14 protein-coding genes are annotated in these 15815 nt (G+C 64.5%); 5 read left to right on the forward strand and 9 right to left on the reverse strand.

What is annotated here, in order from left to right; translation table 11 throughout:
* Positions 1–36: 36 nt before the first annotated feature.
* Complete coding sequence (locus ACVWZ4_RS17940; protein WP_456699494.1) at positions 37–849, reverse strand: MBL fold metallo-hydrolase; 813 nt, start codon at positions 847–849, stop codon at positions 37–39.
* Positions 846–1217, reverse strand: coding sequence for a cyclic nucleotide-binding domain-containing protein (locus ACVWZ4_RS17945; RefSeq protein ID WP_456699493.1), 372 nt, complete (start codon positions 1215–1217; stop codon positions 846–848). Before ACVWZ4_RS17945 ends, ACVWZ4_RS17940 begins: the two co-directional genes overlap by 4 nt.
* Before the next feature lie 280 nt (positions 1218–1497).
* Between ACVWZ4_RS17945 and ACVWZ4_RS17950 the strand changes: the two genes are divergently transcribed.
* The 3 genes from ACVWZ4_RS17950 to ACVWZ4_RS17960 all read left to right on the forward strand — a co-directional run bounded on the left by ACVWZ4_RS17950 (position 1498) and on the right by ACVWZ4_RS17960 (position 4336).
* Positions 1498–2502, forward strand: coding sequence for a hypothetical protein (locus tag ACVWZ4_RS17950; protein WP_456742230.1), 1005 nt, complete (start codon positions 1498–1500; stop codon positions 2500–2502).
* Between the two features lie 93 nt (positions 2503–2595).
* Positions 2596–4143, forward strand: coding sequence for a hypothetical protein (locus tag ACVWZ4_RS17955; RefSeq protein ID WP_456740872.1), 1548 nt, complete (start codon positions 2596–2598; stop codon positions 4141–4143).
* Positions 4144–4171: 28 nt separating this feature from the next.
* Complete coding sequence (locus tag ACVWZ4_RS17960) at positions 4172–4336, forward strand: hypothetical protein (protein WP_456699491.1); 165 nt, start codon at positions 4172–4174, stop codon at positions 4334–4336.
* A 9-nt stretch (positions 4337–4345) separates the two neighbouring features.
* Here ACVWZ4_RS17960 and ACVWZ4_RS17965 read toward each other — a convergent pair whose 3' ends face one another.
* The 3 genes from ACVWZ4_RS17965 to putA form a co-directional block, all read right to left on the reverse strand.
* The gene (locus ACVWZ4_RS17965; RefSeq protein ID WP_456740873.1) at positions 4346–4993 is read right to left on the reverse strand and encodes a glutathione S-transferase family protein; all 648 of its coding nucleotides are present in this window, start codon (positions 4991–4993) and stop codon (positions 4346–4348) included.
* Positions 4994–5147: 154 nt separating this feature from the next.
* Positions 5148–6353: a CaiB/BaiF CoA transferase family protein gene (locus tag ACVWZ4_RS17970; protein WP_456740874.1), complete on the reverse strand. Its 1206-nt coding sequence runs from the start codon at positions 6351–6353 to the stop codon at positions 5148–5150.
* Between the two features lie 113 nt (positions 6354–6466).
* The gene (gene putA, locus ACVWZ4_RS17975; RefSeq protein ID WP_456790276.1) at positions 6467–9466 is read right to left on the reverse strand and encodes a bifunctional proline dehydrogenase/L-glutamate gamma-semialdehyde dehydrogenase PutA; all 3000 of its coding nucleotides are present in this window, start codon (positions 9464–9466) and stop codon (positions 6467–6469) included.
* Between the two features lie 114 nt (positions 9467–9580).
* On the opposite strand from putA, the gene ACVWZ4_RS17980 reads away from it, so the two are divergent.
* A complete protein-coding gene (locus tag ACVWZ4_RS17980; protein WP_018643717.1) occupies positions 9581–10042 on the forward strand; it encodes an Lrp/AsnC ligand binding domain-containing protein in 462 nt (153 codons plus the stop codon).
* Between the two features lie 168 nt (positions 10043–10210).
* On the opposite strand, the gene ACVWZ4_RS17985 is transcribed toward ACVWZ4_RS17980, so the two are convergent.
* The 4 genes from ACVWZ4_RS17985 to ACVWZ4_RS18000 form a co-directional block, all read right to left on the reverse strand.
* A complete protein-coding gene (locus tag ACVWZ4_RS17985) occupies positions 10211–10411 on the reverse strand; it encodes a cold-shock protein (RefSeq protein WP_008134691.1) in 201 nt (66 codons plus the stop codon).
* Between the two features lie 196 nt (positions 10412–10607).
* Positions 10608–10916 (reverse strand): SorB family sulfite dehydrogenase c-type cytochrome subunit, encoded by a 309-nt coding sequence (sorB, locus tag ACVWZ4_RS17990; protein WP_456737368.1) that lies wholly within the window; start codon positions 10914–10916, stop codon positions 10608–10610.
* Positions 10917–10927: 11 nt separating this feature from the next.
* Positions 10928–12127 carry a SorA family sulfite dehydrogenase catalytic subunit gene (gene sorA / locus ACVWZ4_RS17995; protein ID WP_456740876.1) on the reverse strand — a complete coding sequence of 400 codons (1200 nt, stop codon included), beginning with the start codon at positions 12125–12127 and terminating at the stop codon, positions 10928–10930.
* A gap of 136 nt (positions 12128–12263) precedes the next feature.
* Complete coding sequence (locus ACVWZ4_RS18000; protein ID WP_456740877.1) at positions 12264–14000, reverse strand: adenylate/guanylate cyclase domain-containing protein; 1737 nt, start codon at positions 13998–14000, stop codon at positions 12264–12266.
* 226 nt (positions 14001–14226) lie between these two features.
* On the opposite strand from ACVWZ4_RS18000, the gene ACVWZ4_RS18005 reads away from it, so the two are divergent.
* Complete coding sequence (locus ACVWZ4_RS18005) at positions 14227–15792, forward strand: glycosyltransferase family 39 protein (RefSeq protein ID WP_456742231.1); 1566 nt, start codon at positions 14227–14229, stop codon at positions 15790–15792.
* Positions 15793–15815 lie beyond the last annotated feature (23 nt).

Genomic DNA, 15815 nt, shown 5'->3' on the forward strand with positions numbered 1-15815 from the left:
GCTCGCAATGACGCATTGGCAGATGCGCCTGCGCGTTCAATCATCCAGCTTGTTCAAATCCCGCACCGACTGCATGATCGGCTCGAAGTTCGATCGTGCATCGAGCGCTTCGAACAATTGCGTGGTGTCTTCCAAGAGGCCGTGTGATCGCGCAATCGCGATGCGCACGTCTTCCTGCGGTGTGTCGGACAGCCTTCCGTGCCCGGACAGCAGGATCTTGGTGTTCAGCCCCTTGATGCGCTCCAGCGACTGGATGTAGTCGGAGATGCTGCCGGAGCCGAACACGCCGCCCATCACGCCGCCGGGCATCAAGGTATCAGCGGCAAACAACAAGCCCTTATCCTGCTCGAACAGCGTGATGCAGGCCGAGGTATGGCCCGGCGTGTACATCACATTGAGGCGGAAATTGCCGAGGTCGATCAGGTTGCCCTCCTCGAGCCAGATGTCGATATTGATAGGCACGTTCGGCTCGTTGAACATCTTGCGCAGCATCGAGAAATCGTCGCGCAGCATGATCTTGTTGGCGGCCAGACGATGGGCAGCCACATAGGTGCGGCGCTCGTTGAAGTGCCAGGCCGCGCCGATATGGTCGAGATGCTCGTGGCTCAGCACCACCATGTCGATCTTCTCGGGCGGGCATCCGGCGAAGCTCAGGCACTCGGCCATCGCCGGGTAGTTGGAGGACAGGCCGACATCGATCAGGATGGTGCGCGCCGAGCCGCGCACCAGATAAGCGTTGGCAGCGCGGTTGAAAAAGCGGATCTGGTAGACGTCATCGGCCGCCTGGATCAGCGAGCAGACGTCGTTCTTCATCAGGATCGGGAATGCGGTCGGCTTGCGCTCACTCATGATTGCGCCGCCCGGTAGGTGACGGCGTTGGAAGCGCGCAGGCGTTTCGATAATGCGTCCATCACCATCAGCGCAAACGCCGGCTGCTGGCTGACGAGATAGACGAAGCGCGCGTGGTTGATCCGCATCACCTTCGTATCAGGCGCCGATGCGATCGCGGTCGCCGAGCGGGCCGAGCCGTCGATCACGGCCATCTCGCCGAAGAACTCGCCCTTGCCGAGCTTGATGATGCTGGTTTTGCGGGCGCCGTCGAGTTTGGCGATCTCGACCTCGCCGTCGAGCACGACGAACAATTCGCGGCCGGTCGAGCCCTCCTCGAAGATGACGTCATCGACACCGAACGCGTTGATGCATTTCTCGATTGTCATGGCACCCCCCAAACGCCTTCTGGCTGACGGGACGGCCCATGTTAACCGGGGAACGGTCACGGGCAAACACCGGCCGTTCCGGCCATTGCTCCGCCGTTCATCTTCATCCGGTTACAAATTGTTTCATGCCGGCCACGCGGGTTCCACTTTCCCGACCCAATTCGGCCCCGGACGAGTTCCTAAAATTTCGGTAAGCGGGTCCCGAGGTAAGGAATTCGCAAGCAATGAAAGTTACCAAAAGGTCAACCGAGACTGGAGTATTTGAGCCGTGAGCGAACCCATGCCCGAACTGGCTGGCCAGGACAGCGCCGCAGATGCCGCCGGAGCAGCCGTGCCGCCGGCCGTCGAGGCTGCCGCCGGCATCGATGCCCCTTCGATCGCCCCCGACCATGAGACGCCGCCCAAAGCAGATGCCCCGGCCGTCGAGCCGCCCCGGATCGTGGTCCCGAAGTTCGAGGGTAAGGCCGAACCCAAGGCCGAACTCGAGGCCGAGCCCAAGGGCGCGCCCAAGGCGGAGCCAAAGCCCGGCAAGCTCATCGTCATGGCGCCCCCGGAGCAGTCGTGGGAGCGCGAAGAGTTCGCCCCGCACGTGAAGGCTGACGAGGTGCGGGATACTGCCGGCAAGCGTCGCCTTTCGGCGATGGCCGCGGTCGTCGCGATCGCGGCTTGCGTCGGCGCCGTCAGCGGCGCGCTCGCGACCGCCGGCATGATGCATTTCGCCGGTCCGGCACCGGCGCAGGTCGCCGATACCAGCGCGCTGGATGCGTCCATCTCCCGGATCGACGCCGACATCGTCGCGCTCAAGGCCAATGTCGAGCACAGCTCGAAGAATGGCCTCAGCCAGATCAACCGGGCCAATGATCGTCTCGACAAGCTCGAGAAGGCGCAGGCGGAGCCGATGGCCAGGCTCGCCAAGCTGTCCGAGGCCGTCGACAAGCTCCGTGCCACGCCGCCGTCCGCCCCTGCGCAGGCTGCCGCCGTGGCGCCCGCCAAGGAAACCACCGGCACGATAGCAGCACCGGCCCCGACCCAGGTTGCGACGGCTGCTCCTGCGGCGGCTCCCGTGCCTGCTGCGCCCAAGACCGAAGTCGGCCGCCTGCCGACGATCGAGGGTTGGAGGCTGCGCGACGTCGCCAACGGCGGCGCGCTGATCGAAGGCCGGAGTGGCCTGTACGAGGTCTATGCCGGGGATCCCATCCCCGGAATCGGCCGCGTCGACGCGATCCGCCGTCAGGATGGGCGCTGGGTGGTCGTCACCAGCAAGGGCCTGATCGTCGGCCGCTAAGCGTCCGATATCTCAATTTCGACGAGGCGCTTCACCACCGCGTGAAGCGCCTTTTCACTTGAATAGGCTGTCGTCCGCGGTGTTAGTGGAGGCATGAGCCGCGCGCTGCGAATTCTCCTGGCTGCCGCCATGTTGTCCGGCAGCATCATGTCGCTCTCGGCAGCAGAGAACGCGCCGCTCGCACGCGGCACCGCGATCACTGATCCCGATCTCCTGCGCAGGCTCGACCGGAGCGGTGCGCTGTCGATCTCCCGCCTGTTGCAGCCCGAGCGCAACGCGAATGCTCCGCTGACGAGCGACCTGCTGTTCACATCACTGTCACAGCTCGAGGAGATTCCGCCGGCGATCGATGCGGAGTTCGATCGTTACATCGCCCGGCACAGGCGGGCTTCGCCGAGCGAGACCATCGGCGTCGGCGAGGGTTTCGACGTCCAGCTGTTCGATCGGGCGGCGCTGAGGTCGGCCAATACCCGCTTCGTGCTGGCGGGCATCGTCAACCGCATGGACCGCGCCTATGTGTCGGAAGAGTCCTGCGGCGAGATCCGCCTGATCTATCGTCTGGTGCGGTTCGACACCAAACCGGATGGCGGTAACACCGCGACGCGCCTGCCGATGACGTTCAATCTGGTGATGAAGGCACGCGATGCGCGCCAGCTTGATCAGAGCGGCAAGCCTGTCACCTGTGTCGAAGTCGCGCGGCGCTGGCTCGGCAATGGCGACTGGCAGGGGCTGATCGGCAGCCGCGCCGCGCCTTACGATGCCATGCTCGACCGCGTCGAGACCAACATCCAGATCTCGATCTCACCCAAATCGGCACTGCACGATTTCCGCTCCGACTATCTGCTCAAGGTGTTCAAATACGACGGCGCGACCAAGATCTTCGAGGAATCGACGCTGGAGAACCAGATCGATCGCGACCGCATCCTCGCGGATGACGCGCTCCGGCGCGACTTCAAGGCCTGGCTGCTGTCATCGGCGAATCTTCACGAGTTCGATCGGGGCACCGTGCTGATCCCGGAGAAATATCTCGCCAAAGCTGCCGTGGCACCAACTCCTGGGGGCCTCGACGCCTCCCCGTTGCAGCCGGAGTTCGGCATGATGCAGGGGGAAGAAAAAGGCGAGGGCAACGATCCCATCTTCGCGGACGATGACGTCGTCGGTGCGCTGAAGCAGGCGGCGGCGCGCGGCATCACCATGGAAAACATCCGCTCGGTCGCAGGCTTCCAGCGCCGTCTCAATGACGTTACCTGCTCGGGCTGCCACCAGACCCGCGGCATCGGCGGCTTCCATTTTCCTGGTGTGGACTGGCTGACGGAGGGGGCTTCAAATTCGACCATCGTGCCGGCCTCGCCGCATTTCTTCGGCGACCAGCTCCGCCGCCGCGACATCCTGGCAGCGTTCGCAGCCGGCAAACGCCCTGATTTTTCGCGCGGATTTGCCGGCCGGCCGCAGACCCGCGGCGCCCAGGAACTCGCCGGCACCGAATATTTGGACGGCTGGGGCGCCCATTGTTCCCTGCAAGACGAGGGATCGGGAACGCCGGATCAGAGTTTTACGTCATGGACCTGTGCTAAAGGTCTCACCTGTCAGCCTGCGGCGGCCTCGAGCCGCATTGGCATGTGCTTCATCAAGACGCGTTAGGCCCGCCCCCAACCGGTTCGGATGACCCATGACGGACACCCGCGACGCTAACAAGGAGCGCAATCGCGAGATCGCGCGCAACGAGGAGGCCAAACAGGTCACCGGCAGCATCCGCGTCAGCGCCTGGGCGGTCGCGGTCGTCGTCATCATTGGCGGCATCCTGTTCACGCTCGGCTGGCTGGCGCTGAGGTAAGAGGCGCCTTCACTTCGCATAATTCGTCATCCGCTTCCCCGGAAGCAGCTCATAGGCTGGCTTCCAACCGGGCAGCGCGGCCATGCGGCCGAGCCAGCCGTGGACGGCAGGATGGCTTGCGGCGAAATCAAAGCCGTGCTCGTCGCTCGGGTAGTGCAGATAGGCCATCATCGAGATATCTGCCACAGTTGGCTTGCTGCCGATCGCGAACGCGTTGTTCTGGAGATGTCCGTCGAGAATGCCGAGGAAGTCATCGAGCCGCCGGCGAAAATGCTTCAGCACCTGCGGATCGTTCTTCTGGGTGAAGGCTCGCATGAAGCGGTAAGTCGCCATGTAGCCGGTGAGCTTGTGGTTGTCCCAGAACAGCCAGCGCAGCAGCTCGTATTTTTCGGCTTCCGTCGGGGCGCCGAAGCGGCCATATTGTTCGGCAAGCTTGAGGAGAAGAGGCGCCGTCTGTGTCATCTTCACGCCGTCGACTTCGAGCACGGGAATCTCGCCCATCTCGTTGACGGCCTTGCGCCATTCCGCGGTGCGCGTGACCCCGCCGGCGAAATCGGTCCACACAGGCTCGAACGTCTCGCCGCAAAGCGTCAGCATCAGCGCCAGCTTGTAGCTGTTGCCGGATTCGGGGAAGTAGTGCAGGCGATAGGCGGGCATGGGACCTCACGGAGACGAATTTGCCGTGAGACTATATCGCGATAGTGCGGCATCGTCGTTGCGAGCGCAGCGAAGCAATCCAGCAATGCATTCGCGGTGGGCTTCTGGATTGCTTCGCTGCGCTCGCAACGACGGGGTGAGCGCGATGCGCCCCTTACCCCACAGCTCCCTTCGACCGCAGCTGCTTGATCGCGGCCTCGTCATATCCCGCGCCGCGCAAAATCTCGTCACTGTGCTCGCCGACGCCGGGCGGCTTGCGCGGCTGCACCTTCTTGGTGCCGTCGATCCAGATCGGCGAGTTGATGGTGAGCATGCCGTCGTTCTCGAACGGCACCAGCACCTCGTTGTCGAGCATCTGCTTGTCGTCAGGGATGTCGTCCAAAATGCCCACAATGCCGAACACCAGGCCGTTGCCATCCAGGATCTTGCGCCATTCGGCGAGGTCCTTCGTCGCAAAGGTCTCGTCAAAGATCTTGATCAACTCGATCGAGCGGGCGTGACGGTCGGGCTTGGTGGCGAAACGCGGATCGTTGATCAGGTCCTCCCGCCCCAGGCATGTGGCCAGTGTCGGCCACTGCTTCTCCTCGTTGAGCAGCGACAGTATCAGCCAGCGACCATCCTTGCATTGGTAGTGGTTGGCAACAGCGTTGAGCGCGCGCTCGCGCGGCCGCCGCTCGCTGAACTTGGCGCCGCACAGCTTTGCCTGGGCCAGCACGCTCGCCGCCCACACCCCGTTCGCCATCAGATTGGAGGCGACATGAGAGCCCTTGCCGGTCTTCTCGCGCTGATACAGTGCGGTGACGATCGCGCTGTACAGCGCCATGGCGCAGGGATGGTCGCCCATGCCGGCGATCGAGCGCGCCGGCGTCGTGTCGGTGTCGGCGCGGACGAGGTCCATCAGGCCGGAGCGCGCCCAATAGGCGTTGCTGTCGAAGCCGGGCTTGTTGGCTTCCTCGCCCTTCTCGCCATAGCCGGTGAAGGAGGCGTAGATCAGCCGGTCGTTGAGGTGGGCGAGGTGGTCATAGCTGATGCCGAGCCGGCCGCGTACCGGCGGCGGCATGTTGGTGATGAAGACATCGGCCTCCTCGACCAGTCTGTAGAGCACGGCCTGCGCCTCGGGCTTGGAAAGGTCGAGCGCGAGGCTCTTCTTGTTGCGAGCCTCCAACAGCCACGCATAATTGTGCTCGCCGGTGGGATAGCCGGGCAGGTTGGGCAGATTGCGGTAGGGATCCCCAGTGCCGGGCGGCTCGATCTTGATGACGTCGGCGCCGAAATCGGACAGCACGGTCGCAGCCGCGGGCGCCGCGATGAAGCTCGCGCAGTCGAGAACCCTGAGCCCTGCAAAAATTCCTTTTTCCATCGCGGCGTTGCTCCCTCGCTCTTGTTGTTTCCCGCCGGCTGGAATTTCCGCGGGTCGCTCGTGGAGGCGCATTAGACCGATGTTTCAGCGCGATGCAACGGCCCTCGCGGGCCTCACTCCTCTCCGGCGAGCAGCGCTGCGTTGCCGCCGGCTGCGGCGGTGTTGATGGTCACGGTCTGCTCGGTGGCGAAACGCGGGAGATAGTGCGGGCCGCCGGCCTTGGGGCCGGTTCCGGACAGGCCGTTGCCGCCGAACGGCTGTACGCCCACCACCGCGCCGATCATGTTGCGATTGACGTAGATGTTGCCGACCTGGACGCGGTCGATAATGGCCTCGATCGTGTCGTCGATGCGCGAATGGATTCCGAGCGTGAGTCCGTAGCCGGTATGCTCGATCGACTGCAGCACATGTTCGAGCGTCTCGGCGCGGTAGCGCACCACATGCAGGATCGGGCCAAAGACCTCCTCGGTGAGCTGGCCAGCATCGCGCAGCTCGAAGATATGCGGCGCGACGAAGCAGCCCCCCGGCGCGATGCCGGCAAAGTGCAGCCGCGCCTCCGACTTCATCCGCGCGATATGCGCATCGAGCCGCTGCTTGGCATCAGTGTCGATCACCGGGCCGACATGGGTCGCGACCTCAGAGGGATCGCCGATCTTCAACTCGCGCGCCGCGCCCGCGATCATCTCGATCATGCGGTCGGCGACGTCCTCCTGCACGAACAGCAGCCGCAGCGCCGAGCAGCGCTGGCCGGCGGAACGGAACGCCGAGGTGACGACGTCGTCGGCGACCTGCTCGGGCAGTGCGGTGGCATCCGCGATCATGGCGTTGATGCCGCCGGTCTCCGCGATCAGCGGCACGATCGGTCCGTCCTTGGCGGCGAGCGTCCGATAGATGTGGCGCGCGACCTCGGTCGAGCCGGTGAAGACGATTCCGGCAATATCGGCGTGCGCGGTCAACGCTGCGCCGATGCGGCCGTCGCCGGTGACGAGATGCAGCGCGCTTGCGGGGATGCCGGCCTCGTGCAGCAGGGCGACAGCCTCGCGCGCGATGCGCGGCGTCTGCTCGGCGGGCTTCGCAACGACGCTGTTGCCGGCCATCAAGGCCGCGGTGACCTGGCCGAGGAAAATCGCCAGGGGAAAATTCCATGGCGAGATCGCGACGAACACGCCGCGGCCGCGCATGGCAAGCGCGTTGCTTTCGCCGGTCGGGCCCGGCATCGCGGTCTCGCTGCCGAATAGCTTCCGGCCCTGCGCGGCATAATAGCGGCAGAAATCGGTGGCTTCGCGCAGCTCGGAGAGCGCGTCGTCGAGCGTCTTGCCGCCTTCGGTTTGCAGCAATGCGATGAAATGCGCGCCGCGGCTTTCCAACAGATGTGCGGCCTGCTCCAACGCCGCCGCGCGTACCGCCGCAGGCGTCCGGCTCCATCCAGCAAAGCCCGCACCGGCCGCCGTGATCGCCGCGCTCGCCTGCTCGAGCGTCATATCTGTGACCGGCTTGAGATCGGGCGCCGCGGCCTTGACGTCAGCCAGCAGCCTATCGAGCGCTGCGCGCTCGCCGAACTCGATGCCGGCTGAATTATGCCGCTCCGGCGCGAACAGATCGCCCGGCAGCGGAATCCTGGCGTGGTGCGCGTGATCGGGACGGACGATGAGATCGACCGGACGCTTCAACAGCGCCGGTACCGGCACGCGATAATCGGCCGCCTGCGCCACGAAGGACGAGTTGGCGCCGTTCTCCAGGAGCCGCCGCACCAGGTAGGCGAGCAGGTCGCGATGGCTGCCGACCGGCGCGTAGGTGCGGTAGGCGATCTCAGGATGGTCCTTGGCGAGCTGCTCATAAAGTGCTTCGCCCATGCCGTGCAGGCGCTGGAATTCGAAGCCGGAGCTGTCGCCGGCAAGCTCGAGCACGGTTGCGACGGTGAGCGCGTTGTGGGTCGCAAATTGCGGGAAGATGCGCGGCCGCAGATTCAAAACTTTGGAGGCGCAGGCGACATAGTTCATGTCAGTCATCGCCTTGCGGGTGAATACCGGATAACCGTCGAGCCCACGCTCCTGCGCGCGCTTGATCTCGGTGTCCCAATAGGCACCCTTGACCAGGCGCACCATCAGCTTGCGATCATGGGCGCGCGCGAGTTCGTGGATGTAATCGATCACCGCGCTGGCGCGCTTCTGATAAGCCTGGATCGCAAGCCCGAAGCCGTCCCATCCCCCAAGCGAGGGGTCGGCCAGCGTGGCCGCGATCACGTCGAGCGACAGCTCCAGCCGGTCGGCCTCCTCGGCGTCGACGGTGAAGTTGAGGTCGTGGGCCTTGGCGCGCTGCGCGAGGTCCAGCAGCTGCGGCACGAGCTCGGCCATCACGCGGTCGCGGCTGATCGCCTCGAAGCGCGGATGCAGCGCCGAGAGTTTCACGGAGATGCCCGGCCGGTCGGGCAGGGGATGGTTGCCCGCGGCCTTGCCGATCGTCAGAATCGCGCTCGCATAGGCATCGAAATAGCGCTTGGCATCCGCAGCGGTGCGCGCGCCTTCGCCGAGCATGTCGAAGGAGTAGCGCGGCCTCTCACCGGAGCGCGGCTTGCCTCGCTCCAGCGCCTGCTCGATGGTCTCGCCCAGCACGAAATGATTGCCCATCAGCCGCATCGCCTGGCGTGTGGCGGTGCGCACGGCGGGCGCGCCGAGCCGCTTCACCAGCCGGCCGATGGTGCCGTCAGGTGTCTCGCCGGGCTGGATCACCCGCGCCGAGAGACCGAGCGCCCAGGCCGAGGCGTTGACCAGGAATGCGGTGGACTTGGTCTCGTGATGGATGAAGTCGCCCTCGCCGAGCTTGTCCTCGATGAACTGGTCGGCGGTGCGCGCATCAGGCACGCGCAGCAGCGCCTCCGCCAACACCATCAGCGCGAGGCCTTCCTTGGTGGAGAGCGCAAACTCCCGCAGCATGTCCTCGACCCCTCCGAGCCGGTCGTCGCGCTTGCGGATCGCCTCGATCAGGCGCGTCGCGGTGCGGTCGATCCGCGCTTCCTGCGGGGGGCTGAGATGCGCCGATGGAAACAGCCGTGCAGCGATGTCGGCATCGTCAGGGGCGTACGGAGCGGAGAAGGGCGGCGGGATGGTCGGCATGGCGTGTCCTGTGGCTGAAAACCAGGATAAGGCCCACGTAACCGTAGTTCGATAGACAAAATAGCCATTCTACCTTAGAAAATGAAGGTCAACAGCACATTGGTCGTGTGAAATATGGAACTCGATCGGATCGACCGGAAAATCCTCTCGATTTTGCAGGAAGATGGGCGAATCGCCAATGTCGAACTCGCCGAGCGCATCGGACTGTCGCCGACCTCGATCGGCGAGCGGCTGAAGCGCCTGCAGCGCGAGGGGTTCGTCGAAGGCTATGGCGCGCGGCTCAATCCGCACCGGCTGGGCCTGGGCTTGCTCGTGTTCGTCGAGGTGCTGCTCGACAAGACCACGCCTGACAATTTCGAGCGCTTTGCACGCGCGGTGAAACTCGCGCCGGAAGTGCTGGAGTGTCACATGGTTGCAGGCGGCTTCGACTATCTGGTGAAGGCGCGGCTGGCCGACATGACCGCGTATCGGCGCTTCCTCGGCGAGACCCTGCTGTCGATGCCGGGCGTGCGGGAGACGCGCACCTATGCGGTGATGGAGGAGATCAAGCGCGACGCACCGCTGCCGGTGGGCTGACGAAATGCGGTCGCGATTGTCACTGCTGCGGCGTTGATCTACGATTTCTCCAGGCAAATAGCCTTTCGTGTGCAGTCGCAACGCCTGTCGTCGAATGCACGGATCGTCTTCTGAAATTTTCTTGGCCTCACTCCCGGACTGACCCGGGAGGCAGCAAGAGCTGGCGGCTTATACTTTGAGGTTCTCTGCGGAGGTCTTGCCCCGGTTTGCGATCTCTTCGTATTCCACCGTCTGTCCTTCGTTCAGGGACGACAGACCGGCTTTCTGCACTGCCGAGATATGCACGAACACATCCTTGCCGCCCGACGCAGGCTGGATAAATCCATAACCCTTGGTCGGGTTGAACCACTTGACCGTACCTTTAGCCATAACGACTTCTCCGCGGGTCTTCCTCCGAGATCACGAACCGCCAGTCCCCGCCAACCGGCCGGTTCGGTCCTACAGGATACGCGGAATGAGGCGGGCTTGGTAGATCAAACCACATCAGCATTTCGCCGAAATTCGCTCAACTTCGCAGCGTTTTTGCCTGTTTTGCCCGTTTCGCGGTCAATTGACCCTGACACCGTCAATAAGTCGCGGCCAGATAGTCCACGATCTTGCCGACGTCGGCATCGTCGATCGGTGCGCCATAGACCTTGATCATCTTGGTGACCTCGGCCTGCCAGAAGGCTTTCTTGTCCTTCATCGGCGGCTGCGTCGCGATGTAGTCGGACGAGTGGCAGGCGGTGCAATTGCCTTGAACCACTTCGAGATTGGGCCCAGCCTTGAAGGCCGCGACCTCGTCCGGCGTCTTGTAGTCGATCGGTGCTGCAAGGGCCGAACCCAGCATGGCGGTGACGGCGAGCGTAACGGCGCCGAGAACGGTGCGCTGCATGATCATTCTCCTCAGGCCACGCTGGCGCGGACGGTTTCGACGACATTGCGCAGATAACCCGCCGGGTTCCAGCGCGGCGTGTCGGGCTGCGTCTCACCGGAATTGCTGGTCGCGCGCACCTTGAACTCGACCTGGCCCGCGGCAAGCTTCACCGGCAGCTTCCATTCGCGGAAGGAGTAGTTGCCGAGATCCTTGCCGAGCTTGGCGGAGGCCCACGTCTTGCCGCCATCGGTGGAGACGGACACGTCCTTGATGCCTTTGCCACCATCGAAGGCGATGCCGCGCAACGTCGTGCGGCCGGCCTTCAGCTTGGCGCCATCGGGCACATTGGTGATGAAGGAGCGGATGGTGAAGCGGTTGATCGGGATCGTCGCCTTGGGTGCCGTGCCGGGCGGGACCGAATTGTCCGGCGTATCCGGAATGCGGTAGGCCGACTTCATCCAGAATCCGTCATAGACGGAATCGAGGACGGTGATCTCGTTGAGGTGCTTGACCCAGTAGGTGCCGTAATAGCCCGGCACGATCAGGCGCAGCGGAAAGCCGTTGAGGAACGGCAGGTCCTCGCCATTCATGCCATAGGCCAGCATCACCTCACCGTCGGTGGCGTGATCCAGGTCGAGCGCCTTGGCGAAGTCGGGCGTCTTGTCGCTGACCGGCCCGTCCATGCCGCCGAAGACGACCTGCTTGGCGCCGGTCTGCACGCCCGCCATTTCCAGCACGGTCTTCAGCGGCACGCCGCGCCAGCGCGCATTGCCCATCGCGCCATTGGCGAGCTGGCCGCCGGCGACGCGCGGCTCAAAGAAGCCGCGGCTGTTACCGGAGCACTGGTTGACGGCGACGATCTCGGTCGCCTTCATCTTCCTGATGTCCTTCAGCGACAGCTTCAGCGGCTTGTCGACCTTGCCCTTGACCTCGAGCGTGAACTTGTCAGGGTCGAGATCGTAGGGCAGGCCGGCGAGGTGGTAGCGCACGAAGAACGCGTTATTGGGCGTGATAGGGCCGTCGTTGAACACCGCGAATGGCGTCTCGAGCTGCGGCGGCCGGCTGGTGAGCCCGATCATCGGCCGCTTCTGGGGATATTTCACCAGCGGCCGCTCGCCATTGGCAAACGGCAGGGTGACCGAGTCGAGAGCCAGTGCCCTGGTTGAATTCAGTGTGGCGGTCAGTGCGGCAAGACCCGCTCCTTTGAGCAGGTCGCGTCGGTCGAACATGTCGTCTCCTCCCGGAGCTTTTCGTTGGCCCGCGGTCATCACCGCAACACCCACGTTCATCTGTCTCAACCATCACGTTGAAGTCAATTCGTGCTTTCGCAGCAAGCCCATGCCGCTGCGCCGCAACACACCGGTGCTACGCCGCGACGCGCGCGTCGCCGGCGATGAGGGGGGACAATGTCCTGGTGTCGGCGACGACGCGCACGACCATCGGCTCGTCGCGGCCGCGGATCGCGACCTCCTGCTTCGGCAGTGCCTCCTCGTCAAGGCCGGCGGTGCGGCGGACCTCCTCGGAGACCACAGCCTCGCAGGCGAGCGTCTTGGTCATGTCCTGAAGGCGGGCGGCGACGTTCACGGCATCGCCGAGCGCGGTAAAGACGATGTGGTCGCGATAGCCGATGTCGCCGATAATGACCTCGCCGCCATGGACGCCGATGCCGAAGCGGATCGGCTGGCGCAGGTCGTGGCTCAGCAGCTCGTTGAGCTCGTCGACATGGGTCGCGATGGCGGCCACCGCCTTCAGCGCCTGCCGGCTCGCGGTGTGCGGATCGGTTGTGAGGCCAAACAGCGCCAGCATGCCGTCGCCGACGAACTGGTTCGGCTGGCCCCCGTTCTCGATCACCGCCTGCGACACCGCGCCAAGGAAACGATTGACGATGAAGACGGTGTCGAATGGCAGCCGCTTCTCGGCGAGCTGGGTCGAGCCGCGCATGTCGACGAACAGGCTGACGAGATAGCGCTCCTGACCGATTCGTGCCGGCGAGGACGCTTGCGCGTTACCCGACAGCATCTGTGGCGTGAACAGCTGGAAGAAGGAGAGATCGCAGTTTGGCCGCAGCTGGCAGGCGAGGCGGATCGAGGGATCGGCGGTGCCGACGCGAGCCAGCACGAAGGCCTCGCGCTGCGACGGCTCTGGCAATGTGTCGTGGTCGCCGATGATGCGGATCCGGCAGGTCGAGCAGCGGGCGCGGCCACCGCAGACGCTGGCATGCGGCACGTTGTGGCGCAGGCTCGCTTCCAGCACGGACAGGCCTTTGGGCACGCGCACGGTCTTGCCGTTGCCGTAGGACAGCGCGATCATGCCGCCACGCCGCTCGCGCCAGCCGCGCACGCCGCGCGCGAGCAGCGCCAGCCCGAGCAGCCCGAAGTAACTGATCGTCAGTCCAGCGCTGATGCGGTCGAGCGTGTCGGCCTGTGCGAACGTGCCGACCTCGCGCTGCGTGTAATTCTGCCGGCGCCAGTCGCTCTCCTCGCTGTCGGCGGCGACACTGCGGCCACCCTGGTAGATGCCGAGCAGCGCCAGCGTCGGGATCAGCACGGCGGCCGCCAGCAGATACGGTGCGGCGCGCATGAAGAACGGTTTCAGCCGGAGCCAGAAATAGATGCCGATGCAGCCGTGCACCCAGGCGACGATCAGCAGGATCGTCATCGTCCAGAGCCGGCCGGGCGCCACGACGAAAAACAGATAGAGCTCCTGCGGATAGAGCTTCTCGTGCCCGTACAGCGTCTGGCCGAGCCGGATGCCGATGACATGCGCCATGACCAGCGCCGGAATGCTCAGCCCCAGCACGAGCTGCAGCGGCTCGATCGCCCGCCAGCGGAACTCGCGGCGCTGGTACAGCGCATAGACGCCGAGACCCATATGGGTGAGGGCCGCGCTATAGAACACCATCGCGACGGGCAGGAACTGCCAGAACGCGATGTGGTAGTAGACGCCGACCTGCATGGCGTCGACCGAGATGTTGCCCAGCGCGTGGTTGAGGAAATGGCTGATCACGTATGCAAACAGGATGACGCCGCAGGCCAGCCGCACCTGCCGCGCGCTGGTCGAGCGGACGAGTTCGGGCAATCGTGAAAGCGCGGTGGCGGCCATGATTCGCTTGTACCAGTTCACTGAGGAGAACAGCCAGTAGAGAGTTAAATTCCGCTGATAGACGGCCCTTCCGATCACATGCGCGGCAAGGTTACCTGACGGTAAGCATCGTTCACCCCAACGGTCCTGGCCCGGGACGGCCGACAAGACCGCAACACCCACCACATTGACTCCCCCTCACAAGTCAGGGAAAAGCGCGGCCGTGACGATCGCTACCGATATCACCATGAAGCCCAGCGGCGCGTTGCGCCGGCCTCTGGTCATTGCCGCGTTGGTGATCGCCGCGATGACGGTGCTGCGCATCGTCTATGCCTCCGCGATCGAGCTGCGCACCGACGAGGCCTATTACTGGACCTGGTCGAAGGAGGGAGCGCTCAGCTTCCTCGATCATCCGCCCGGCATCGCCTGGCTGATCCGATTCGGAACCGCGATCTTCGGTGACACCGTGCTCGGCGTTCGCTTCGGCGGCATCGTCGCAATGCTGGTCACGCAGTTGTTGCTCGCCGATATCGTCCGTCGCCTCACCCATGATGTGCGCGCGGTCGTTGTTGTGGTGCTGATGCCCGAGGCCGCGCTCTATTACGGCCTGCTGATGGCCAAGGTTGCGCCCGATGTCGCCATGATCCCGTTCGCGGTGGCAATGATGTGGTCGCTGGTGCGGCTCGCGCAGAGCGGCGACGGGCGGTGGTGGCTCGCAGCCGGCCTGTTCGCGGGCCTGTCGCTGCTGTCGAAATTCACCGCGATCATGTTCGCGCCGGCGGTCGCCGCTTTTCTGCTGGTGCCGGATTGGCGCTGGCGCTGGCTGCGCAGCCCCTATCCCTATCTGGCGCTGCTGATCGCGATCGCTGTGTTCTCGCCGGTGCTGATCTGGAATGCCCAGCACGACTGGGCCTCCTTCCGTTTCCAGGGCGTGCGCGCCACGGCCAATTACGGCATCTCGCTGCGCACCATCGGCGACTACATCGGCCTGCAATTCGGTCTTGTCGGATTCGTCATGTTGCCGGTGGTGCTGTCCGGCCTCGCGATGACGGCATGGCGTGGCTATCGCTCCCGTGAGCCGGTGGCGATCCTGCTGTCGACGGCGGTGCTGGTGCCCTTCGCCTATTTCCTCCTGAAGTCGATGACGCTCAGGGTCGGCGATACCTGGCCGATGTTCATGTGGCCGGTTGGTTTCGCGGCCGCCGCCGTGAACCTCGCGATGCTGTCGAAGGAAGGCCGGTCCGCGCAGACGATCCGGTCGAGCCTGTTCTGGGTCAACACGGCCCTGGTTTCGGGGATCGCCTTCGTCGTGGTCGTGTTCCTCTATTATGTCGCGGCGCCCTGGAATTTCCTCGGCAAGATCGATCCGATCGGTGCCGAAGCCGGCTTCGATCAGGTGGCCGCACGCGCACAGGCCGCGCTGGATGAGACAGGCGCGACCTGGATCGCAACCACCGACTATCGCACCTACGCCATGATGCGCTGGCTGTTCCGCGGCCGGGTCCCCGTGATCGAGATCAACGAGCGTGGCCGCTTCCAGGACTTTCGCGATCCCGGTATGGACCGGATCAGGGGGCATGCGGGACTCTATATCGGTCGCCGGCCCGACGATGACTCGCCGGTGTGGCAGCAGATCCCGGCAAGGCGCGCGCCATTGGCGCAAGTCGAGCGGCGCTGGCGCGGTGTCCTGATCGATACCTACACGCTCGACAAGCTCACCGGCTGGACCCCGGAGCTTTCGCCGCCAAAGGATTCGCCGCTGTTCCGGTGGAGGGTGCTGGCGTGGGAATTCGCGGAGCGCTCGCTCTCCTAAAGCGCGATGAGATTAGGATGAAT

This window comes from Bradyrhizobium sp. USDA 4472 (genome assembly GCF_054058595.1).